This window comes from Haloechinothrix halophila YIM 93223 (assembly GCF_000504245.1).
GTDB classification, from domain to species: domain Bacteria; phylum Actinomycetota; class Actinomycetes; order Mycobacteriales; family Pseudonocardiaceae; genus Haloechinothrix_A; species Haloechinothrix_A halophila.
The window spans coordinates 1,924,139-1,945,696 of the sequence record NZ_KI632509.1 but is presented as its reverse complement, the minus strand read 5'-3'; the positions used below and the strand labels follow the sequence as shown (position 1 = coordinate 1,945,696).

The window sequence follows — 21,558 nt, the reverse complement described above, 5'->3', positions numbered from 1 at the left end:
CGCCGCCCGGCACGCACGGCGTCGAGGGCGAGCCGCAGCGCCCCACACGCATCAGCCGATCCGCACCGTGCGCTTCGGGCTGCGGGAGCCCAGGAACGCCCGGTTGCCGTTGAACTTCACCCGGTACTGCCGAGCGACCTTCGTACGGTGCACGATCTGGTAGTAGCCGGTGTCCGACGTGGTGCGCCGACCAAGCACGTACCACTTGGCCGTGCCCTTGCGACGCGTCTGGATCACGACGCGCTTCCCGGCGATCGGCTTGTCACCGGCCGACCGGAATAGCTTCCCCCGGACCTTGACCCTGTCACCTGCGGAAATGACCCTCGGGCGCGCCTTCGCCACGACGTAGGTGCCCTTCAGCCGCCGTTTCGAGGCGCGGCTGAACTTGCCGTCCTTGTCCTGCACCCAAATCGAGAAGCTGTAGGTCCGGCCGGGCCGCAGCCCCTTGGCTGTGACGGCGTTGCGCCTGCCCGAGTACACGCGCTTGCCTTCCGACCGCGACGGTGCCTGCCAGCCCGCCTTGCGCCGCACCAGCACGCGGCGGAAGTCCGGGATATCCGGCTTCGACCAGGACAGCTTCGCCTTCTTGAACCGTCCCTTGGCCACCAGGCCGGTTACCCGCGACGGGGCCAGATTCCGCGTGCGGAACGACGTCGTGAACGGCTCGGCTTGCGCCGCACCCGACACGTCGCGCAGGTTCTTCACCTCGACGCGATACGGACGTGCCTCCAGCAACCGGGCTTCCGGCTGAATCGTCGCCTTCTTCGCCGTGGCGTCGTACGTGACCGTAGCGAGCACGGTCCGGTTGTTCTGGCCGTCGACCAGGCGCACCGTCGCGCCGGTCACCGACGCCGGGTCGACATCGCGCTCGAACTCCACCGCGGGCACTTTCGACAATGCGCGGTTCGGCGCGAAGTCGAACGGCCACACCGACCGCACCCACTCCCGCTCGCCGGCGGGAGTCACGGTCGGCTCCCCCTGGTACAGGACGGCCACCCGGTCATCGCGAGGATCCGCGAAGGCGAGATCGGCATCGCCGTCGCCGTCGAGGTCGCTGATCGCCAGCCCGTTATGTGGTGAGGAACCACCGCCGGACGAGAAGGTCCGTGGCCCGAGCGTGCCGTCCGCACGCTGCAGCGCGACGATCGCGCTGCCGCGCGCCGAAGCTCCCACCACATCGATACGGCCATCGCCATTGACATCCCCGGTCGTGAATGTCGAGGACGACAGTGTGTAGGACTTCGGCAATCGGGTCAGCTCACCGGTCTCCGTCTGCTGGAGCACCCTGAGATACCCGCCACCGTCAACCACGTACATGACGTCGTCACGACCATCTCCGGTGAAATCGTCAATTTCGATCGACTCGATGAGTCCCTCATTGGGCGTGTGGCGCTCCATGAACGTCCAGCCGTCCGCCGTCTGCTCGTGGATCAGCAAGTATTGCTCACTCACCGTCTCCCGGCGGAAACCGACGATGTCGAGACGCCCGTCCCCGGTCACGTCGCCGACGGCCACGTCATCACTCAGCGCACGCCCGACCTCGCTTCTCACGAAGGTGGCATCCGGTTGCTGCAGGAAGACGGACAAGGCCCACCGAGTCGCGTCCGTGTCGACGGCTCCTGAGACAACGAGGTCATCGAGGCCATTGCCGCTGATGTCACGAGCCTCGAGATACCCGGTCCTGCCTGTCTCCGGCAGGATACCGGCGCTCGCCAGCGTTCCGGTCGTGGTCTGGTGGAAGATCTCAACGCCTGTCCACGTCGCCACGGCGACGTCGAGCTTGCCGTCGGCGTTCGCATCGAGCAGGGCGAGACCCGATGACGTGGGCGCCACCCTGCCGCTCGTGACGGCGTAGGTCTCCGCGGGACCGCGCGAACCGTCAGCCTGCGTCGGGAACACCGTGAGCCCGCCGTCGGCCGCGCCATCGGCGCTCTCCTCGCTGCCCACGACGACGTCCGGGCGGCCGTCACCGGTGACGTCGCCGACCTCGACATTGCGCGTGTCGCCCGCGGTCGGCCGCTCCCACTTCGTCGGGAACATACCGACGTGAGTGCGCTTCGACGTCAATGTGTACGAGCGGGTGTCGGGTGCGCCGTTGAAGTTGCGCACCGCGACGTACGTGGTGCCCGCCTCGACGGTCACCGTGGCGGACTCGGGGGCACCCGGGCCCGCGTTGTCGACGTCCTTGAGCTGCCGGAGTTCGGAGTCGTACACCGCCAGCATCGGGTCGACGTTGCCAGGGCGCGCGGCGTCGTAGCTCGGTGGCGTGAGCGTGAACTTGAGCTTGTCGACCTGGGATGACTCGATCTTGTACCAGTCGACGTCGCCCGCCATGCCCATCGTGCCTGTCACCGAGCCGCTCAGCTCGACCGCGCGCGCCGGAACGCCGTTTGGTTCCGACGGGCCGAGCCGCGGCTGGTTGACGTCCCTGGTCGCGATGCCACCGACCGCGTGGAAGGCATCCACGACGCCCCAGCCGTAGTACGGGTCGATGCCGCGCGGGCCCGCGTCCCGCGCCGTCCGGCGCAGCTTCCAGTGCATCCAGCCCGGCGACTTCCGGGGGCGCTTCGCCCGCACCAGTGACGCGATGCCGGACACCAGCGGCGCGGCGAACGACGTGCCACTGTCGATCACGTAGCGGTTGCCTGGATAGGTCGCCACGACGTTGAACCCGGGCGCGGCGACGTCGATCCAATTGCCCCAGGTGCTGAACCACGCGAGCCTGGCCGAGTGGTCGGTCGCGCCCACGGCCAGCGCCTCGGGATACGCGGCCGGGTAGTTCCGGTCGTTGCCACTCGTGTTGCCTGCCGCCGCCACGACGAGCGCACCCTTGTCGCGCGCGTACCGCACGGCTTCGCGCAGCATGTCGCTGTGCGCCGGGCCGCCGAGCGACAGGTTGATGACCCGCGCACCCCGGTCGGCCGCGACCCTGATGCCTTCGGCGATGTCCCAGTCGGTGCCGTTGCCGTCCTGGTCGAGAACCTTGATCGGCATGACCCGGCCGTTCCAGGCCGCGCCCGCGATGCCCTCGCCGTTGTTCGTCTGGGCGGCCGCGATGCCACTGACCATCGTGCCGTGGCCGTTGTCGTCGACCGGCGCGGTGCCAGGGTTGAGCACGTTGTAGCCGCTGACCAGCCTGCGGGAGAGGTCAGGGTGACGCGCGTCAACGCCGGTGTCGACGACGGCGATCACCTGGCTGCGGGCGTCCTTGACGCGGTTCCACGCCCGATGCAGGCGCAGCTTTCGCAGGTAGCGCTGGTCCCCCTGGGTGTACGCCGGGTCGTTCGGGCGCGCGGTCACGCTGCGGATGTGGTTCAGCTCGACGTCCGCGACCGCGTCATCGTTCGCCAGCGACGTCGCCACGGCCTTCGCCCTGCCCGGCGCGCGGACCAGCTCGTACGACAGGCCCGGCCGCGTCGTCACCCGCGTGGCGCTGTACTTCGCCACGGCGCCGCGTTTCGCCGACGCCGACGCGCCGCGCGCGAACTTCACCAGCAGCGTGTCCGGATCGGCGGCGTGGTCGGTGTTCTTGGCGGTAGGTTCTGGCGTCGCCAACCGCTCGACGTCGTAGCCCGGGTCGGCGGCGGCCGCCGGAACCGGCGTTAACGGCACCACCAGGACCGCGAGCGAGGCAGCAAGAAAACGGCGTAACACGGCGGAGATCCCCCAGAAGACTAGAAACCGAACAACGAAGAAAACTTGTAGAGAGTAACCCAGTCGAATGAACCGTACGATAACGAACGGATTACACGGACGAGAAGTGGATCACACACTCAGGTGCGCGCGACGGCACGACTTCGCCGGGGATAGTGCGTGATTCGCGCCTGATTCCTGACGATCTGCCCGTTTCTCGGCGCAATTCCCCCGGCGAAGTCGAGCGCGCCCTTCGCGCCGCGTCAGTCCGCCAGCGACAACTTAGTCGGCGAGACTCAGCGCGATGCCGTCCAGGATGTCGTGTTCGCTGACTACCAAGTCGCTCGGTCCGCCCCGCCGGGCCAGTTCCTCGGCGATGACCTGCACGATCAGTGCGCCGCCCCCGATGACGTCGACCCTGCCGGGGTGGATCACCGGGTTGGCCGCGCGGGTGTCGTGGTTCGCCGCCAGCAGCGACGTCGCGGTGCGTTCCAGGTCGGCCGGGGTCAACGTCGACAGGTGGGTGCGCTCGGCGTCGTACTCATCCAGTTCCTGCGCGACCGCCGACAGCGTGGTCACCGTGCCCGCCACCCCGATCCATGTCTTCGCGCGGGAGACGTCGACCGCGTCGAACGCTTCGGCAAGTACCTCCGCGGCGAACTCCCGCGCGGCCTGGATCTCCTCGGCCGTCGGCGGGTCGGAGGGCAGCGTCCGCTCCGTGATCCGCACGCACCCGATGTCGACCGACTTCGCGGCGAGGACGTTGGCTTTCCTGCCGTCCCACTCGCCCAGCACCAGCTCGGTGGACCCACCGCCGACGTCGACGACGAGGAAGGGCCCATCATCCGGGTCCTGCTCCCCGACCGCACCGGTGAACGTCAGCCGCGCCTCGGTATCGCCACTGATCACCTCGGCCCGGACGCCGAGGATCTGCTCGGTCATGTCGAAGAAGTCGTCACGGTTGCTGGCGTCGCGGGTGGCCGACGTCGCCACCATCCGAACCCGCTCGGCACCCTTGCGACGGGCGGCGATGGTATAGGCGGTGAGCGCCTGCTTGGTGCGCTCGATGGCTTCCGGCGCGAGCCTGCCGGTGGCGTCGACGTCCTGGCCGAGCCGCACGACGCGCATCTCGCGGTGCAGATCCCGCAGGAACAGCGTGCCGTCGTAGTTCGGCATCAGCTCAGCGACGAGCAGGCGGATGGAGTTCGTTCCACAGTCGATCGCGGCAACCCGAGTCATGCTGATGAGGGTAGACGCCGTGCCCGTAGGACCGACGTCACGCCAGCGCCGTGGGTGACGCTCGCCGGTCAGCCAGCCGCGCAGTCGCCGGACGGCCAGTCGCCGCGCAGCAACTCGTACGTCTCGTCTCCGAACGGGTTCACCCCGGGCCCCACCGCGAGCCGGTGCGCCAGGTGGACGTGCAGACACTTCACGCGCGTGGGCATACCGCCAGCGGAGACGTCGTGGCCGAGCGACTCGATCGCGTCGCGCTCAGCGAGGTAGGACTCGTGCGCCTTGCGATACGCGGCAGCCAGGTCCTCATCGGTGGCGAGCCGGTCGGTCATCTCGTGCATGATGCCGGATGCCTCCAGCCCGCCGACGAGCGAGCACAGCCGTGGGCAGGTCAAGTAGTACAGCGTCGGAAACGGGGTGCCGTTCTCCAGCCGGGGATTGGTCTGCACCACGGCGGGGTGCCCACTGGGACAGCGCGCCGCGATCGCCCGCATCGCCCTGGGCGGCCTGCCGAGCTGCTCGGCGACGATGGCGCGGTCGGCATCGGTGACGGGTTCGAACCGGGTGTCCTGCACAGCGGAAGACTACGGAAGTGCGCCACACTCAGCGCCCTCGGGGCACCAGGTCACCGGCGGCGTGGAGCCGCAGACGTGGAACACGACGTCGGGAGCGGGGGACACGACGTCAGCCTGAGTCCTTCAATTGCGGTTCGGTGACGCTCCGCCAGAGCTCCTCGTACCAAGTCGACGTCGAGCCGTCGCCCCGGCCATCGCCAGCGCCGGCGCCATGCTCGCCGTCACCGGGCAACTGCACGATGTACGGCGTCTCCCCAGGCATCACGTAGCGCAGCCGACGCCGCGCCTCCGCCTCGACCTGCGCGGGGTCGGACAGCTCAGCCTTGCGGCGTTCGAACTCCGCGACCTGTTCTCGCAGTTCCTCGGCGCGTTCGGTCTGTTCGGCGATCTCCGCCCGCTGCGCGAGGTAGGTGCGCAGCGGAACGGCCAGCGTGAAGGCGAGCGCGCACACCACGAGCGCGGCGATGGCCGCCCGGCGCGTGGTGGACAGCCCGAGCGTGCGCGCGGCGGAAGCCATCCGCTTCGATCGCAGACTGGCCCGCAGCCGTGCCCGCGCCGAGCCGGAGCCGACGACCCTGCGGGGCCGCCGGGAGGGGCCGGACGATCTCCCGCCCGGCCGCTTCCCGTCGCGCGGACGCCCTCGGCTGGCCATGCCCGATCAGGCGCTCGGGTTGAACCGGGGGAAGGCCAGGTCACCCGCGTACCTGGCGGCGTCGGCCAGGTTCTCCTCGATCCGCAGCAGCTGGTTGTACTTGGCGACCCGCTCGCTGCGGGCTGGCGCACCAGTCTTGATCTGCCCGGCGCCGGTGGCCACCGCCAGGTCGGCGATCGTGGTGTCCTCGGTCTCGCCGGAGCGGTGGCTGATCATGCTCTTGTAGCCGTACGAACCGGCCAGCGTGATCGCGTCGAACGTCTCCGACAGCGTGCCGATCTGGTTCACCTTCACCAGCAGCGCGTTCGCCGCGCCCTTGCTGATGCCGTCCTCAAGCCGGTCGGGGTTGGTGACGAACAGGTCGTCGCCGACGAGCTGTACCTTGCCGCCGATGGCGTTGGTCAGCTCGACCCAGCCGTCCCAGTCGTCCTCTGACAGCGGATCCTCGATGGAGACCAGCGGGTACGCGTCGAGCAGTTCGCCGTAGTAGGCGCTCATGTCCGCCGCGCTGCGCTTCGAGCCCTCGAACCGGTAGCTGCCGTGTGAGAAGAACTCGGTCGCCGCGACGTCGAGCGCGAGCGCGATGTCGCTGCCGGGCTGGTACCCGGCCTTCTCGATCGCCTGCAGGATCAGGTCGAGCGCCTCGCGGTTGCTGCTCAGGCTCGGCGCGAAGCCACCCTCGTCGCCGAGACCAGTGCCGAGGCCCTTGCCCTTCAGCACGCCCTTGAGCGCGTGGTAGACCTCTGCGCCCCAGCGCAGCGCGTCGCGGAAGGTGTCAGCGCCGATCGGCGCGATCATGAATTCCTGGATGTCGACGTCGGTGTCGGCGTGCGCACCGCCGTTGAGGATGTTCATCATCGGCACCGGCAGCACGTGCGCGTTCGGTCCGCCGAGATAGCGGAACAGCTCCAGCTCCGCGGACTCGGCGGCGGCCTTCGCGACGGCAAGCGACACGCCGAGGATGGCGTTCGCGCCGAGTCGGGACTTGTCCGGCGTGCCGTCGAGGTCGACCAATTTCTGGTCGACGATGCGCTGGTCGACGGCGTCGACGCCGGCGAGGTCCGGGCCGATCTCGTCGAGCACCGCGGCGACGGCGCGGTCGACGCCCTTGCCGTTGTAGCGCTTCGGGTCACCGTCGCGCAGCTCGACCGCCTCGTGCTCGCCGGTTGAGGCCCCGGACGGCACAGCGGCCCGCGCCAGGGTCCCGTCGTCGAGGGCCACCTCAACCTCGACCGTCGGGTTGCCGCGCGAGTCCAGAATCTCTCGCGCACCTACCTGATCGATGATCGCCACGCCACACTCCTCACGCCTCGAGTCTCTTCGTGGGTCTGGTTCCACTCCCCCTCAGAGCCTAGCTGGCGATCCAGATCACCCGTACGAGGCACGCGGAAGGGCCAGCACGTCCGGGGCACGGCGACGCTGTCACCAGGACGCGGCGGCCAGGCTCGACAGCGCTGTCACCGGGGCACGGCGTCACTCCGGGCGAATCTCACGCCAACCGGTCGGCAGCTCAACAGTGTCTGATATGTGCTGCCAGAACGTCCAGCTGTTGCCGCCGACGTCTTCAACGGTGAACACCCGTGCGCCGTACGGCTGGTCCTGCGGCTGCGACACCTCGACGTCGGGCAGCGCGGCCTGGACTCTGGCGTGCTGCGCGTCAACGTCATCGACGAAGATGATGTTGAGCTGCCCGACCGGCCCGTCAACGCCCTTGGTCGCCCAGTAGTCGGCCCCGACCCCGGCCATCTGCACTTCGTTGTCGCCTGCCAGCACCGACGCCTGAAAGACGTTCCCCGCGGAGTCGACGTAGCGGACTCGCTCGGTGAAGCCGAACACCCGGACCAGCCAATCGAGCGCTTGCCCCGCGTCGGCGTAATAGAGGTAGGGAGCGAGACCGAGATACCTGGGTGTCACGTTCCTCTCACCGTCTTCTTCGCTCATAGCCCCGGAACCCTACAGCGACGGGGCCGCGGTCATGCGACGTGGCGCGCGATCAGCGACCGCGGGTCGCGTATCGATCCGCCGAGGTGAAGACCTTCCGCGCGAAGCCGACACCGTCGCCGCCACCGCGGTAGTACCGCACCGCCTGCCACCAGCCCTTCGGTGTGGACAAGTCCGCTTTGGAGTCGCACAGGATGCGGCCAGCCGTAAGGGCCGCATCGTCGATGTGATGCGGGTCAGGGGCTTCGCCGTCGCGGGCGGCGCGGGCGCGCCATCGCTGCCACCGCTCCGGCATGATCTGCAGCAGGCCAACGGCCCTGTCCCAGCGCGCCGCGCCATCCAGCTCGCCGTCGTCGGTGTCCGGGACCTTCGCCGTGCCGTTGGTGCCGTCGCGCAGCGGGCCGAGGATGGGTGTCGTCGCCAAGCCGTCGCGGCCGATGCGTCCACCGTCCACGGTGCCGTGCTCGGAGGCGACGTCGGCGATCCCGGCGACCGTCGCCCAGGACAACCGGCAGTCCGGCGCCTCGGAGCGCATCCACATCTCGGTACGGCCGTAAGCGACGAGCGCGCGGGCTGGGATCGTGGTCCTGCGGGCGAGGCGCTTGGCCCACGAGGTGAGCCTGGCGGCGTCGGAGGCGTTGGGCCGGTCGATCGGCGCCGGTGGCGCGGGGGTGGGTGCCGCCGCACCTGGCACCGGGGCGGCGGTGCGGGTGTCGTCGGAAGCAGGCGCATCGTCCGGCGGAGTGACGCCGACTGTCATGATCAGCACGACGGCGGCAGCGACCAGCGCGACGGTCCCGGCGATCTTGCCGTACGCGACGCGGCTCCCGGCAGACGTGGACGCGCTCGTGCGTGTCCTGCCCACCGGTTCAGTCACTCGATCAGGTTACCGTCCGAAATGGCGCGTCGTCTCGCAGCCCGGTCAGCGTGGCCAGTATCGCCGCCAGCCCGCGGCATCAAGCGTCGCCGGGTCGACGTCATCCGCCCGCGCCGCGGCCTCGGCGGCCTTGACGTCGGCCGCGAACGCCCGTGCGGCTTCTCGCAACTCGCCTTCCGGCTCTGCCCCTGCCCGCTTGGCCTCGGCGACAGCGCGGAACAGCCGCTGGCCGACGTCGTCGCCCCGTGGGAACAGCTCGGCTGGCAGGTTCGCCCTCCCGGTGCGTGAGGCAAGCTTGGCAGCCAGCGCGGTGGCAGGCTGGCCGAGCGCGACGCCGTCCACAATCGACTCGCGCTGCTTCTCCTGCTGTTTCAACTCTTCCCAGCGGTGCTGCTGCCGCTCCGCGGTGTGAACCCGCTCGGCGTCGGCGAATACGTGTGGGTGCCGCCCGACGAGCTTGTCCACCAGTTCCTCTGCGACGTCATCGATGTCGAACGGCTCGTCGGCGTCCTCAGCCGCCAGCCGGGCGTGAAACAGCACCTGCAGCAGAACATCGCCAAGCTCCTCAAGCAGCGCGGGCCGGTCACGCGTCTCGATGGCGTCGAGTAGTTCGTAGGTCTCCTCGATGAGGTACTGCCGCAGCGAGTCGTGGGTCTGCTCGGCGTCCCACGGGCAGCCGCCTGGCGAGCGCAGCCGGTCCATGACGGCGACGGCGCGCAGCAGCGGCGGCAGCTCCGGTTCGATCACCAACACGCCCGCTTCAGCCAGCGCGGCGGCGGCAGGCTCGGTGCGCTGTGCGGCGAGCAGCACCACCACGCCACGGGCTGCCTCGGCGAGGAGCACAGCCTGCTCCGGCGCTGGCTTGGCGCCCGCGGCGAGCGCGACGGACTCATCGATGTCAGCCGCGGCGTAAAGCGCGTCCGCCGCGCGCACCGTGGGAATCGCGTTGGCGGGCAGCGTGGGGTAGGCCGCTGACAGCAGGACGACGGCACAGCCGGGGTGCGGTGTCGACGTCACTGCTCGCTGCTGGCCGTTGTGGGCAGCAGGTAGCTCGCGACGGCGTCCTCATTCTCAGCGATGGCGACCGTCGCCTGGTCCCACACGCCGAAGCGTGGACTGATCTCGACGCCCTGCTCAGCAGCGAACGGCGCGAGTTGCTGGATGCCGATCTGCGCGAGCAGCTGCGGCGGGACCGGCTGACCGGACTCGCCGCCCGAACTAGCGCCGACCAGACGGTCTTCGACCAGCGCGACCAGCCACAGCGAACCCTGCTGCGGGCTCGGCTGGGTGACGACGACGGTGCCCTCGTCCGCACTGAACAGCGGGCTCGCCGCGAGCAGCGCCGTCTGCTGGCCGGATGCCAGTTCGCGCAGCGTGACCGACTGGTCGATGACCTCGGTGCCGCTCTCCTGCGCCAGTTCCTTGGCTTGGTCCGGGTCAGCCGCGATCTCCCTGCCGAGGTCGAGCGCCTTCTCCTTGGCGGTCTGCTCCGGCGACTCGCCAGAGATGTACGCGCCGACGAACTCGACGGAGATCCGGTCCAGGTTGCGCTCGGCGAGCTGCTGCAACAGCACATAATCCGAGGCGAACTCGCGCACCCGTGACGACCGGACGCCGAACTGACTCGGCGCCTGCTCCGCGCCGCCGACCTGCTGCAACAGCTCGTCGACCTCGCCCGCGTCCGCGCTCAGGCCCTCCTGCTGCGCGGCGGCCCCGATCAACTCGTGGCGCACCCTGGTCTGCACGATATGGCGGGACAGCAGCGACACCTTGTCTTGCTCCTGCAACTGCTGCATGTCCGGCACGTTGTCGAGCAGCCACTGCACTTCGTCCTGCACCGAGTCGAGCGAGATCCGGTCGTCGCCGATGATCGCGGCGGCGTTGGCCTTCGTTGGCTCACCGCTGCATCCGGCGAGAACGATGGCGGTGGTCGCGGCGGTGACAAGCAGCGCGAAGCGGCGGATGAGGTCCATCACATCGGGTACTTTCTCACAGCGGTGGTTCGAGCGATGAAGGGCATGGCCGCAAAACGCGAAGCCGCATTACGCGAGTTGATCAGCTTGCCCTGGGTTACGACCATCTCGCGCCCGATTTGACCACTTCTGGTGGTGCTAACCCAGGGCAAGTTGATCCATTTCGCAGCAAGGTGGGACTCGCGGCACCGGAACTCGCGGGTCACTTGGGCACGAGCAGGACCCAGACCCGCCCAGGGGCGAACGGGAGTCGTTTGTTGTTCCTGGCGATGCGGTAGACCGTCTCCCGCTTCGGGTTCGGCCGAGACCACTTCGCGGCGTAGGCCTTACCGTCACGCAGCACGGTCGCCTTGCCTTTGCCGACGGTCTTCGCCACCGGCGACATGTCGCCCGCCGTGTCGACGATGCCCTGGCCCCGCGTGATCGTGACCCGCTGCACCACGATGGTGCCCGCGCGCACCCTGCCGGTACCCGCCGAGGTCAGCGGACGGCCGTTGAGTGTGATCGCCCAGTTGTCCTTGCGCGGTGACCAGCGGAAGCCGTACGACGCCGACCGGTAGGACACGCCGAAGCGCTTGGTCTTCTTGCCACCCTTCGGCGCGCCGCCGAACGGGAGCGGGGAGGACACCTGTTTGGTCTTCGGCAGCCGTCGCGGGTTGACGAACAGGTTATGCGGGCTCGGTCGCCCGCCTGCGCGGTAGAACGCGGCGGGCTTCGTCCTCGGCGTCGCCCGGACGATAGGCGCGCGGGCGAGGGCCGGGCCCAGTTCCGGGGCCGCGCCGGAATACGTCAGGACCGGACGCCGCATCTGCGCGAGCATCTGTATGTCGGTCTCGCGGGCGCTGCGCACCGGGCCGACGGCGCTGGGCCGTTTGCCCCAGTAGACAGCGGCCATCCTGCTCAATCCACCTTCGACGGGCTCGACGAAGATCAGATCCGCCATCTGCAAACCGACGTGCGGCCGAGCAGCCGGTGCGTTGTCAACCTTGACGACGAGGCCCCGCGGCCACCGGCTCGGCTTGGGCGGCCCCTTCGGCTTGGCCTTCGTCGCCGACGTCGTGCTCGACGTCGGTTTCGGCGACGGCTGCACCGCCTGGTCCGTTGGCTCGTCGTCGCCGACGAACTGCAGCAACACCAAGACCAGCGCGACGACGACGCCCGCGCCCAGTACCGCGATTCCGGTCTCCCGCCATCGACGTGCCACAAATCCTTGATACGTGCTTGATCGCCACTAGGTCAGTAGTACTCACCCACTCGGGTGAGCGATTCACACGCCAAACCCTCACACCAGGGGTGTAACCACCCGAAAAGCCCAGCTCAACTCGCCATACCGGACGTCAGCTCGCCACGGGGCAGGCGCTCACCGCGGGCGGTGTCAGCTCGCCGTGGCGGCAGGGGCCATCGACTCGAGAAACGACGTACACCAGTCGAGCAGGTCCTTGTTGATGAGCGGCGGCGCGCCGATCCGGCCGCCGGCTGGCCCCTCGGTCGGGCGTGGCACCGCGACGGTGTTGGTCACCGACTTGTGCACCGCCTTCGGGTAGAGCCGCTTGAGCCGCACCAACTGCGAGTCGGCGAGCGGCATCGGCGCGAAGCGGATCATGTTGCCTTGGCTGGTCACCTCGGTGACGCCCGCCGCGCGGCAGACTTGCCGGAACGTGGCAACGTCGAGCAGCCGCAACACTGGGGCTGGCGGCTGGCCGTAACGATCGATGAGCTCCTCGCGCACCGTGGCGAGTCCATCGGCATCGGTGGCCGCCGCGATCTTGCGGTACGCCTCGAGCCGCAGCCGCTCACCCGGTACGTAGTCGTGCGGGATGTGCGCATCCACCGGCAGGTCGATCCGTACCTCGGCTGGGGTCTGCTCCCCGACCGGCTCCGCGCCAGCATGCTCGCGGAAGGCATTCACCGCCTCACCGACTAGCCGGACGTACAGGTCGAAGCCGACACCGGCGATGTGCCCGGACTGCTCAGCGCCGAGGATGTTGCCTGCACCACGGATCTCCAGGTCCTTCATCGCCACCGCCATGCCAGCACCGAGTTCGGTGTTCTGCGCGATGGTGGCGAGCCGGTCGTGCGCGGTCTCGGTCAGCGGGGTCTCGCGCGGGTACAGGAAGTAGGCGTAGCCGCGCTCGCGCCTGCGTCCGACACGACCGCGCAGCTGGTGCAGCTGGGCGAGGCCGAGCATGTCTGCGCGCTCCACGATCAGGGTGTTGGCAGCCGCGATGTCGAGCCCGGTCTCCACGATCGTGGTGCAGACCAGGACGTCGAACTCGTGCTCCCAGAAACCCTGGATGATCTTCTCGAGCTTGTCCTCGTTCATCTGGCCGTGCGCGACAGCAACCCGTGCCTCCGGCACCAGCTCGCGGATGCGCTTGGCCGCCTTCTCGATCGACGACACCCGGTTGTGCACGTAGAACACCTGGCCCTCGCGCAGCAACTCGCGGTGGATCGCGGCGGCGACCTGCTTGTCGTCGTAGCCGCCGACGTAGGTCAGGATCGGGTGGCGTTCCTCCGGCGGGGTGAGGATGGTCGACATCTCGCGGATGCCTGCCATGCTCATCTCCAGCGTGCGCGGGATCGGGGTCGCGGACATGGTGAGCACGTCGACGTGCGTGCGCAGCGCCTTGATGTGCTCCTTGTGCTCGACGCCGAACCGCTGTTCCTCGTCCACGATGACCAGGCCGAGATCCTTGTAGCGGACGCCGGTCTGCAGCAACCGGTGGGTGCCGATGACGATGTCCACCTCGCCGTCGGCGAGCCCCGCGACGATCTGCTCGGATTCGTTCGGGTCGGTAAACCGCGACAGCGTCTTGATGTTCACCGGGAACGAGCCCATCCGATCGACGAACGTGTTGTGGTGCTGCTGTGCCAGCAATGTGGTCGGGACAAGCACAACGACCTGCTTGCCGGCCGTCACCGCCTTGAACGCGGCCCGCACGGCGATCTCGGTCTTGCCGTAGCCGACGTCACCGCAGATCACGCGGTCCATCGGCACGCTGCGCTTCATGTCGTCCTTGACTTCGTCGATCGCGGCGAGCTGGTCGGTGGTCTCCACGAACGGGAACGCGTCCTCCAGCTCGGCCTGCCACGGCGTGTCCTCACCGAAGGCGTGCCCTGGCGCCGCCTGCCTTGCGGCGTAGAGCTGCACCAGCTCGGCGGCGATCTCCTTGACCGCTTTGCGCGCCTTGGCCTTGGTGTTCTTCCAGTCCGAGCCGCCGAGCTTGTTCAGCGTGGGCAGCTCGCCACCGACATAACGGGAGACCTCGTCGAGCTGGTCGGTCGGCACGAACAACCGGTCGCCAGGGTGGCCGCGCTTGGACGGCGCGTACTCAAGTACGAGGTACTCACGGGTCGCACCGCCGATGGTGCGCTGCACCATTTCCACGAACCGGCCGATGCCGTGCTGCTCGTGCACCACGTAGTCGCCCGCCTTGAGCGCCAGCGGGTCGACGGCGTTACGCCTGCGAGACGGCATCTTGACGCCGAGATCGCCGTCCGTCGTGCCCGGCGTGGTGGCGCGGCCGGTCAGATCTGCCTCGCCAAGCACGACAAGCGCGGAGTCCGGCACGACATACCCATCGGTGACCGTGCCCGTTGTGACCGTGACGATGCCGGGCTTCGGCGTTTCCCGCAGGCCGTCCGCGTGGACGGCAGGCACCTCGGCCGCGCTCAGCTGCTCGACCGCGCGGTCCGCCGTGCCGGAGCCAGCCACCACCAGCACCGCGGCACCGCCCGCGCTGGTGTGCGCGAGCAGTTCCTTGCCGGCCTGCTCGATGTCGCCCCGGTAGGTGGGTGCGGCGTGGATACCGGTCCCGACGTCGACCACCCCGGCGCCCTCGGCGGTGAGCTGGCTCAGCGTCCACCACGCCCTGCCGGTGTCGGTGGCGTGCCGACGGACCTCGTCCAGGTCGCGGTAGGCGGACATGCCGAGGTCGAGCGGCGCCCGTCCGCCGTCACCGGCGACCTCCCACGATGCCTCGAGGAACTCCTGCCCGGTGCGCACCAGATCGGAGGCCCGCGCGCGGATCTTCTCCGGATCGGCGAGCAGCACATGGGTGCCATCGGGCATGGCGTCGGTGAGCAGGTCGAGCTTGCCGGGCAGCAGCACCGGGATCAGCGCCTCCATGCCCTCGCACGGGATACCGTCGGCGAGCTTGCTCAGCATCTCGCTCAGCGCCGCGTCGGCCTCGTGCTCGGCGAGCAGGTCCGCGGCACGCTGCTTGACGTCGGCGGTGAGCAGCAGCTCGCGGCAGGCGGGCGCGGTGACCGCGTCGATCTCCTCCGGCAGCGAACGCTGATCAGCCACGGCGAAGGTGCGGATCTCGCTGACCTCGTCACCGAAGAACTCAACCCGGTACGGGTGCGCGGCCGTTGGCGGAAAGACGTCGATGATGCCGCCACGCACCGCGAATTCGCCGCGCTTCTCCACCATGTCGACGCGACCGTAGGCGAGGTCGACCAGCCGCGCGAGAGAGTCCTCGAAGTCCAGTTCCTCGCCCACGACGAACTCGACCGGCGCCAGCGAACCGAGGCCGGGCGCCATCGGCTGGATCAGGCTGCGCACGGCGGTGACAACGACCCGCAGCCCGCCGTGGCCTGGTTGCGCGAGCCTGCGCAACACTTCCAGGCGTTTGCCCACCGTGTCAGCACGGGGCGAGAGCCGTTCGTGCGGCAGCGTCTCCCACGACGGCAGCGAGGCGACCGCGTCGTGGCCGATCAGGTCACCGACGGCGGCGGTCAGCAACTCCATCTCACGGCCGGTCGCCACCACGGCGAGCACCGGCCGGTCAGCACCCTGCTGTGCCGCCATCGCGGCCACGACGAGCTGTCGCGCGGCGGGCGGGCCCTGCAGCTCCAGTTCCGGCGCGCCCGCGCGGTCGACGACAGCGGTGAGCGGGGAACTGGGCAGGGTGGCGGCGAGCAATCCAGACAACGCAGCGGGCACGCCTCCAGGGTACGGGCGGGCACGCGGCGGCGGATGACCACCCAGCGGCGCGATCAGACCCGGCGAATCCGGCATCAAGGCAGTGTTCGACGCGAGTTCGACGCGAGATCGACACGAGGGCGATGCACTAGCCCAGGAGGTAGCGTGCATGTGCATGATGGGCGTCATGGCACGACGCATGATCGCGACACTGCTTACCGCCAGCGTGCTGGTCACCGCATGCACGCCATCGCCAGCGACCCGGACGCAGCAAACCTCCGTCCCACCGAGCAAACCCGCGCCCGTCGGTCTCGACGTCGTGACGGTAACCGGCGGCCTGGAACACGGCTGGGACATCGGCTTCCTGCCGGATGACCAGCTACTCGTCACCGAACGACGCGGCAGGCTGCGACTGCTCTCCAGCGCCGATGAGGGTGCGGAGATGACCACCGTGCGCGCCGACTTCTCCGATGTCTACGACGTCGGCGAGGGCGGTCTGATGGGAATCGCGATCCACCCCGACTTCGCGGAGACACGCGAGTTCACCACGTGCCAGACCCACGAGGAGGACGGCGAACCGAAGGACGTCCGGCTGGTGACCTGGCGGCTGTCCGAGGACGGTACGCGGGCGAGGAAGGTGAAGCCGCTGGTGACCGGCTTGCCGATCAACCCAAGCGGCAGGCACTCCGGCTGCCGCCCCGTGGTGACCAAGGACGGCGCGCTGCTCGTCGGCACCGGTGACTCCGCCGATCCCGTCGTGCCGCAGGACAAGACCAGCCTCGGCGGCAAGGTGCTGCGGGTGGACCCGGAGACCGGCAAGGGCCTGGACAACAACCCGTTCGCCGACTCAGACAACGCCAACACACGGCGGATCATCACCTACGGCCACCGCAACATTCAGGGCATCGCGGTGCAGCCGGGCACCGATCGGATCTACGTCTCCGAACACGGCCCTGACGTCGACGACGAGGTGAACCTGATCGAGTTCGGCCGCAACTACGGCTGGGATCCGTCGCAGGGCGGCACCGTCGACAGCTACGACGAGAGCGTGCCGATGACCGACCGCGAGCGGTTCCCGAACGCGATGCGGCCCGCGTGGACGACCGGCGACATGACCGAGGCGCTGTGCGGGGCGACGTTCCTGTCCGGCGAGCAGTGGGGCGCGCTGGACGGCACGCTCGCCGTGGTCGCGCTCAAGGGCGCGAAGCTCATCCTGCTCACCATCGGCAAGGAGGGCAACGCGATCGGCCGCACCGACCCACCGGAACTCGACGACGAGTACGGCAGGCTGCGCGCCGCGCGCACCGGCCCTGACGGCGCGCTCTACATCACCACGACCAACGGCGACGACGACAAGTTGCTCCGTGTGACGCCGAGGACGTGACCGGTTACTCCTGCTCGCGGAAAACGACCACAATGGTCGTCCTGTTCTGCTAGGTTCGCTCCTCCGCTAGGCGCGGCCCATGAACGGCAACCGCCGACCATGCTGGCCGCCATCACAATTAACGAGGGGAGACCCAGATGTACCGGAACAGTGTTGTCTCGCGCGTCATCGGCGCCATGGCAGGAGTCGCGGCGATCGCGAGCGTCGCGGCCTGCGGCGGATCGGGCCACGACAGCCCCGAGGACCTCGGCAACGCCATCGCCACGGCGGCCAATGACCAGGACCTCGCTGGCATCAAGGAACTGACGTGCGAGAAGAACAAAGACAGCATCACAGAGGAATTCGACGTCGAGACGGCGCGGGAGAAGCTCAACGCACCGGATCTCGAGTTCTCGGCCGAATTCGTCAGCGCTGAGACGGACGGCGACAAGTCCACACTCACCTTCAAGCTGGCCCTGGAGAACATGCCGCAGGAACTCAAGGACGCCGGTGCGCCGGACTCCTTCGAGCCGACCGAGGATGCCATCAAGGAGGATGGCAACTGGGTGATGTGCTGATCCGCCCGCGCCGGGGCAGGTCCCCACTGACCTGCCCCGGCGCGGCCACGGGCGCGCCGGAGATTCAGAACGGCGGATTCGATCGCAGCGTGGGCTTCTGCTCCAAATGGGACAGTCCGTTCCACGCAAGATTCACCAGCTGCGCGGCCACCTCGTCCCGCTTCGGCTTGCGGGCGTCCAGCCACCATTGGCCGGTCAGCGCGACCATGCCGACCAGCGCCTGCGCGTACATCGGCGCCAGTTTGACGTCGTAGCCGCGCGCGGCGAACTGGTTCGCGAGAATGTGCTCCACCTGGCTGGCGATGTCGTTGAGCAGCGTCGAGAACGTGCCGGTCGTACTGGCGACCGGCGAGTCCCGCACCAGGATGCGAAAGCCGTCGTGCGACTCCTCGACGTAGCCGAGCAGCGCCATGGCGGCCTCCTCCAGCATCACCCTGGGGTGCCCGCCGTGCAGGCTGGAGACCATCCGGTCGAGCAGTGTGTGCGTCTCCCGGTCGACGACGACGGCGTAGATGCCTTCTTTGCCGCCGAAGTGCTCGTAGACGACCGGTTTGGACACGTTCGCCCGATGCGCGATCTCCTCGATCGACGTCCCGTCGAAGCCCTTCTCCGCGAACAACGCCTTGGCGACGTCGAGCAGTTGCTGCCTGCGTTCGGTGCCGGTCATCCTGACCCGGGTCACTGGGGCAGGTGGTCGTGACCCCGCGTTGCTCGCCGCCGCTGCCCTGCGTGCGCGTCTCCTGCCAGCCATGTCAGCAGCGTAACGCTGGGTACCCGCCGGTAACCGCACGACCGTCGCCATGGGAGGCGACGCGGGCGGGCGACGTCAACGACGACAGCGGCGGCGGCACACGGGCTACTGCGTGTCGACGGCCAGCCGGGCGAGGCGCTTGCTGTTGGGCCAGCGAACGTCGTGCGCCCAGCCGAACTTCTCGAAGAACCAGATCATGCGCGCTGAGATGTCGATCTGGCCTCGCTTGACGCCGTGACGGGCCGATGTCGGGTCGGCGTGGTGCAGGTTGTGCCAAGACTCGCCCAGCGACAGGATCGCGAGCGGCCAGAAGTTCGCGGAGCGATCCCTCGACGAGAACGGCCGCTCGCCGATCATGTGGCACACCGAGTTGATCGCCCAGGTCACGTGGTGCAGCACGCACACGCGCACCAGTCCTGCCCAGAAGAACGCGGTCACCGCGCCCCACAGCGACCAGCTCAGCAGCCCGCCGAGCACGCCAGGCAGCACCAGGCTGAGCAACGTCCACAGCCAGAAGTGCCTGTCGACCGCGCGCATGTCGGGATCCTTGGCCAGATCAGGCGCGAACCGCTCGATGTTGGTGGTGTCGCGATCGAACAGCCAGCCCATATGCGCGTGCCAGAAGCCCTTGGCGATCGCCACCGGGGACGTGCCGAACAGCCACGGCGAGTGCGGGTCGCCTTCCTTGTCGGAGAACGCGTGGTGCCTGCGGTGGTCGGCGACCCAGACCAGCAGCGGACCCTGCAGCGCGGTGCTGCCCGCGATGGCAAGCGTGATCCGCAGCCACCGTTTGGCCTTGAACGAGCCGTGTGTGAAGTAGCGGTGGAATCCCACGGTGATGCCCGCTGCGGCGAATCCGTAGAACGCGACGAACAGCCCGACATCGAGCCAGCTCAGGCCCCAGCCCCAGGCGAAAGGGATCGCCGCGAGCAGCGCGAGCAGCGGCGCCACCACCCCGATGTACACCGAGACCTGCACGCCCGTCGAGCGCCGCTCGCCGAGGATCGGCTTCGGACCCTTCCGCTCAGCCTGGCTTGGCTCCTGCATCGTGGCCGTCATGCGCATCCCGCCTTCCGACATCGCTGGTTACGATTCACCGTGGCCGCTTCTACCTACGGTGGCGTAAGTTACGGTACCGGAAGTGTGACGGCGTTGGTAGTGAGCCAGTCGTGCGTCACGTCCAGTCCCAAATGAGGCGAAGACGGGGGTAGGATCGATCACCCTCCGCATCCCGTCTACCCTGCAGATGGGCAGCAACACCCGATCCGCCGTGGTGTAATGGGCAGCACTTCAGATTTTGGTTCTGACGGTTCAGGTTCGAGTCCTGGCGGCGGAGCACCGCGCGAGCAACCAAGGGGGTGCGGCCGCTGCGCCAAGGACAACGCATCCGCGATGCCAGGCGGCCTGCTGTCGTCGATATGTCCGACGCCTGGCTGGTTGGCCGCGCCCGCGAACTACGCGCCGCAGTGCAGTCCACCACCCGCGATGAGCAGCTCGGCATCGTCGCCGAACTCGACGTCCTGCTGGAAGAAGCCCGCACAAGGGGCGAGCCGCTCATGGCGGCCGACTTACTGCGCAGCGCCGCGATGGCGCGCCTGTCCACGCCCGGCCTCGGCTCGCAGGCGGAACCATTGCTCGACGAGCTCCTGGCGCACACCCGCAAACACGGCCTCCCCATACTGCGCGCGGGAGCGCACGCCCTGCAGGGCAAGCGGATGATCCTCGCGGAGAAGGAGGACGACGCGCTGACCGAGATCGCCCGCGCGCTGGCGATCCTGGACGAACCGCCGACTCCCGCGACCCGCTCCGAGCGGCGCATCTTCAACCGCTCACTGGTCACCGCGCTTGTCGACTGCTGGCAGGGACTCAACGAGCTCGGCCTGTACGAGACCGCGGAGGAGGTCAGCGCCCGCTCGCACCGGGCGATGCGGGAAAGCGCGGGGCCACACGAGATCACGCTGCAGATGTTCAACCTCATCGAGATGCTGCTGGCGTGGGCGATCCGGCTGGAGCGCATCAAACACACCGAGCAGGCCCAGGAAAAGTTCGCGGTAGCGGCATCGGTGGCGGCCGCGGTCGAGGCGCCGTTCACCGAGTCGCTGTTCCGGCTACGGGAAGCCCCTGCGATCGAGCAGATCGGGCTCATCGCGGCAGCCGTGGCGTTCAACGACCCTGGTCCCAGCCACATCGAGCGGCTGACCCGGCTGTTCACCCATCGCAGCGGCGATCAGGAGCAGATGCTCGTCGCGATCGCGCTCGCCCGCTGCCTCGAGCGCGACGGCCAGGGTGAGGCGGCCCGCGATGTACTGCTCACGGCGCGACGAGAGGCCGACGAGGCGAACACCCCCTCATGTGCGCGACTCAACATCGACCGGGAGCTGGCACGGTTCGAGCTGGCGGCCAACCCCGGCCTGCCGGATACCGTCGCCGCGTACACGCTCGCGCTGGAACAGGAGCTGTGGGACATGCGCCAGTCCCGCGCCGACGCGCTGAAGACCAGGCGCAAGCACGAACGGCTCTCAGCGGAGCACGGCGCGATCGCGGCGCAAGCCGCGCAAGCGTTGCAGGATCCGCTGACCGGCCTGCCGAACCGCCGCGCGCTCGACGAACGGCTCCGCACCCTGTCCTCGGACAAGAACATGCAGCCGCTCTCGGTCGCGCTGGTCGACCTCGACGGTTTCAAGGGTGTCAACGACAACCAGTCCCACGCCGAGGGCGACGACGTGCTGCGGGTGATCGCCAGCACACTGCGGGACGCACTGCGCGGGGACGACTTCGTCGCCCGCTACGGCGGTGACGAATTCGTGGTGCTGTTGCCCGGTGCCCCCGCCGCGTCGGCCGCCGCGGCGATGAGCCGCACGGTGGCAGCGGTGTCCGATTTGCCCGGCCACCTCTCCCGCGGGGTGACGCTGTCGGTCGGACTGGTGTCGATGGCGCCGTTCGAACACCCCGAGTCGGTGCTCACCCGCGCCGACGCCGCGATGTACCAGGCCAAACGCAGCGGCGGCAACCGCGTCTCCGCGGCGACACAGGACGCCCCCGAGCCGTCCTGACG

General features: G+C 68.9%; 16 protein-coding genes and 1 tRNA gene. 4 read left to right on the top strand and 13 right to left on the bottom strand.

Annotation, left to right across the window (positions count from 1 at the left end; translation table 11 throughout):
- Positions 1-51: 51 nt before the first annotated feature.
- From AMYHA_RS25615 to mfd, 11 genes are all read right to left on the bottom strand, one after another.
- Positions 52-3,654, bottom strand: a complete 3,603-nt coding sequence (locus AMYHA_RS25615; RefSeq protein WP_051399694.1) for a S8 family serine peptidase — start codon at positions 3,652-3,654, stop codon at positions 52-54.
- A gap of 261 nt (positions 3,655-3,915) precedes the next feature.
- The gene (locus AMYHA_RS08830) at positions 3,916-4,872 is read right to left on the bottom strand and encodes a Ppx/GppA phosphatase family protein (protein ID WP_034269883.1); all 957 of its coding nucleotides are present in this window, start codon (positions 4,870-4,872) and stop codon (positions 3,916-3,918) included.
- A 68-nt stretch (positions 4,873-4,940) separates the two neighbouring features.
- Positions 4,941-5,441, bottom strand: coding sequence for a DUF501 domain-containing protein (locus tag AMYHA_RS08825; protein ID WP_034269880.1), 501 nt, complete (start codon positions 5,439-5,441; stop codon positions 4,941-4,943).
- A gap of 109 nt (positions 5,442-5,550) precedes the next feature.
- A complete protein-coding gene (locus AMYHA_RS08820) occupies positions 5,551-6,093 on the bottom strand; it encodes an FtsB family cell division protein (RefSeq protein WP_034269877.1) in 543 nt (180 codons plus the stop codon).
- A 6-nt stretch (positions 6,094-6,099) separates the two neighbouring features.
- Positions 6,100-7,386 (bottom strand): phosphopyruvate hydratase, encoded by a 1,287-nt coding sequence (eno, locus tag AMYHA_RS08815; RefSeq protein ID WP_034269873.1) that lies wholly within the window; start codon positions 7,384-7,386, stop codon positions 6,100-6,102.
- A 180-nt stretch (positions 7,387-7,566) separates the two neighbouring features.
- Complete coding sequence (locus tag AMYHA_RS08810) at positions 7,567-8,034, bottom strand: VOC family protein (RefSeq protein ID WP_034269870.1); 468 nt, start codon at positions 8,032-8,034, stop codon at positions 7,567-7,569.
- Between the two features lie 52 nt (positions 8,035-8,086).
- Positions 8,087-8,911: a hypothetical protein gene (locus tag AMYHA_RS08805; RefSeq protein ID WP_051399693.1), complete on the bottom strand. Its 825-nt coding sequence runs from the start codon at positions 8,909-8,911 to the stop codon at positions 8,087-8,089.
- A gap of 45 nt (positions 8,912-8,956) precedes the next feature.
- On the bottom strand, positions 8,957-9,928 hold the full coding sequence (locus tag AMYHA_RS08800; RefSeq protein ID WP_034269867.1) for a MazG family protein: 972 nt from the start codon (positions 9,926-9,928) through the stop codon (positions 8,957-8,959).
- Positions 9,925-10,887, bottom strand: coding sequence for a SurA N-terminal domain-containing protein (locus AMYHA_RS08795; RefSeq protein ID WP_157361960.1), 963 nt, complete (start codon positions 10,885-10,887; stop codon positions 9,925-9,927). The genes AMYHA_RS08800 and AMYHA_RS08795 overlap by 4 nt, the downstream gene beginning before the upstream one ends.
- Before the next feature lie 199 nt (positions 10,888-11,086).
- Positions 11,087-12,088, bottom strand: a complete 1,002-nt coding sequence (locus AMYHA_RS08790) for a DUF3048 domain-containing protein (protein WP_051399691.1) — start codon at positions 12,086-12,088, stop codon at positions 11,087-11,089.
- A gap of 171 nt (positions 12,089-12,259) precedes the next feature.
- Positions 12,260-15,820: a transcription-repair coupling factor gene (gene mfd / locus AMYHA_RS08785; RefSeq protein ID WP_051400364.1), complete on the bottom strand. Its 3,561-nt coding sequence runs from the start codon at positions 15,818-15,820 to the stop codon at positions 12,260-12,262.
- A 178-nt stretch (positions 15,821-15,998) separates the two neighbouring features.
- Between mfd and AMYHA_RS08780 the strand changes: the two genes are divergently transcribed.
- Both AMYHA_RS08780 and AMYHA_RS08775 read left to right on the top strand, forming a co-directional pair.
- A complete protein-coding gene (locus AMYHA_RS08780) occupies positions 15,999-17,195 on the top strand; it encodes a PQQ-dependent sugar dehydrogenase (protein ID WP_034276439.1) in 1,197 nt (398 codons plus the stop codon).
- Positions 17,196-17,332: 137 nt separating this feature from the next.
- Positions 17,333-17,752 (top strand): hypothetical protein, encoded by a 420-nt coding sequence (locus tag AMYHA_RS08775; RefSeq protein ID WP_034269861.1) that lies wholly within the window; start codon positions 17,333-17,335, stop codon positions 17,750-17,752.
- 64 nt (positions 17,753-17,816) lie between these two features.
- On the opposite strand, the gene AMYHA_RS08770 is transcribed toward AMYHA_RS08775, so the two are convergent.
- Together AMYHA_RS08770 and AMYHA_RS08765 are read right to left on the bottom strand one after the other, a co-directional pair.
- Positions 17,817-18,419, bottom strand: a complete 603-nt coding sequence (locus AMYHA_RS08770; RefSeq protein WP_034269858.1) for a TetR/AcrR family transcriptional regulator — start codon at positions 18,417-18,419, stop codon at positions 17,817-17,819.
- Between the two features lie 189 nt (positions 18,420-18,608).
- Positions 18,609-19,562, bottom strand: coding sequence for an acyl-CoA desaturase (locus tag AMYHA_RS08765; RefSeq protein ID WP_034276437.1), 954 nt, complete (start codon positions 19,560-19,562; stop codon positions 18,609-18,611).
- A 205-nt stretch (positions 19,563-19,767) separates the two neighbouring features.
- On the opposite strand from AMYHA_RS08765, the gene AMYHA_RS08760 reads away from it, so the two are divergent.
- Positions 19,768-19,839 (top strand) — tRNA-Gln (locus tag AMYHA_RS08760).
- An 82-nt stretch (positions 19,840-19,921) separates the two neighbouring features.
- Positions 19,922-21,556: a GGDEF domain-containing protein gene (locus tag AMYHA_RS08755; RefSeq protein WP_051400363.1), complete on the top strand. Its 1,635-nt coding sequence runs from the start codon at positions 19,922-19,924 to the stop codon at positions 21,554-21,556.
- Positions 21,557-21,558: the final 2 nt, after the last annotated feature.

What these genes read in the sequence shown, in the direction of transcription:
- AMYHA_RS08830 (WP_034269883.1), bottom strand. Translation starts at nt 4,872, where the DNA reads ATGACTCGGGTTGCCGCGATCGACTGTGGAACGAACTCCATCCGCCTG.
- AMYHA_RS08820 (WP_034269877.1), bottom strand. Translation starts at nt 6,093, where the DNA reads ATGGCCAGCCGAGGGCGTCCGCGCGACGGGAAGCGGCCGGGCGGGAGA.
- AMYHA_RS08810 (WP_034269870.1), bottom strand. Translation starts at nt 8,034, where the DNA reads ATGAGCGAAGAAGACGGTGAGAGGAACGTGACACCCAGGTATCTCGGT.
- AMYHA_RS08780 (WP_034276439.1), top strand. Translation starts at nt 15,999, where the DNA reads ATGGCACGACGCATGATCGCGACACTGCTTACCGCCAGCGTGCTGGTC.
- AMYHA_RS08775 (WP_034269861.1), top strand. Translation starts at nt 17,333, where the DNA reads ATGTACCGGAACAGTGTTGTCTCGCGCGTCATCGGCGCCATGGCAGGA.
- AMYHA_RS08770 (WP_034269858.1), bottom strand. Translation starts at nt 18,419, where the DNA reads ATGACCGGCACCGAACGCAGGCAGCAACTGCTCGACGTCGCCAAGGCG.
- AMYHA_RS08765 (WP_034276437.1), bottom strand. Translation starts at nt 19,562, where the DNA reads ATGACGGCCACGATGCAGGAGCCAAGCCAGGCTGAGCGGAAGGGTCCG.
- AMYHA_RS08755 (WP_051400363.1), top strand. Translation starts at nt 19,922, where the DNA reads ATGTCCGACGCCTGGCTGGTTGGCCGCGCCCGCGAACTACGCGCCGCA.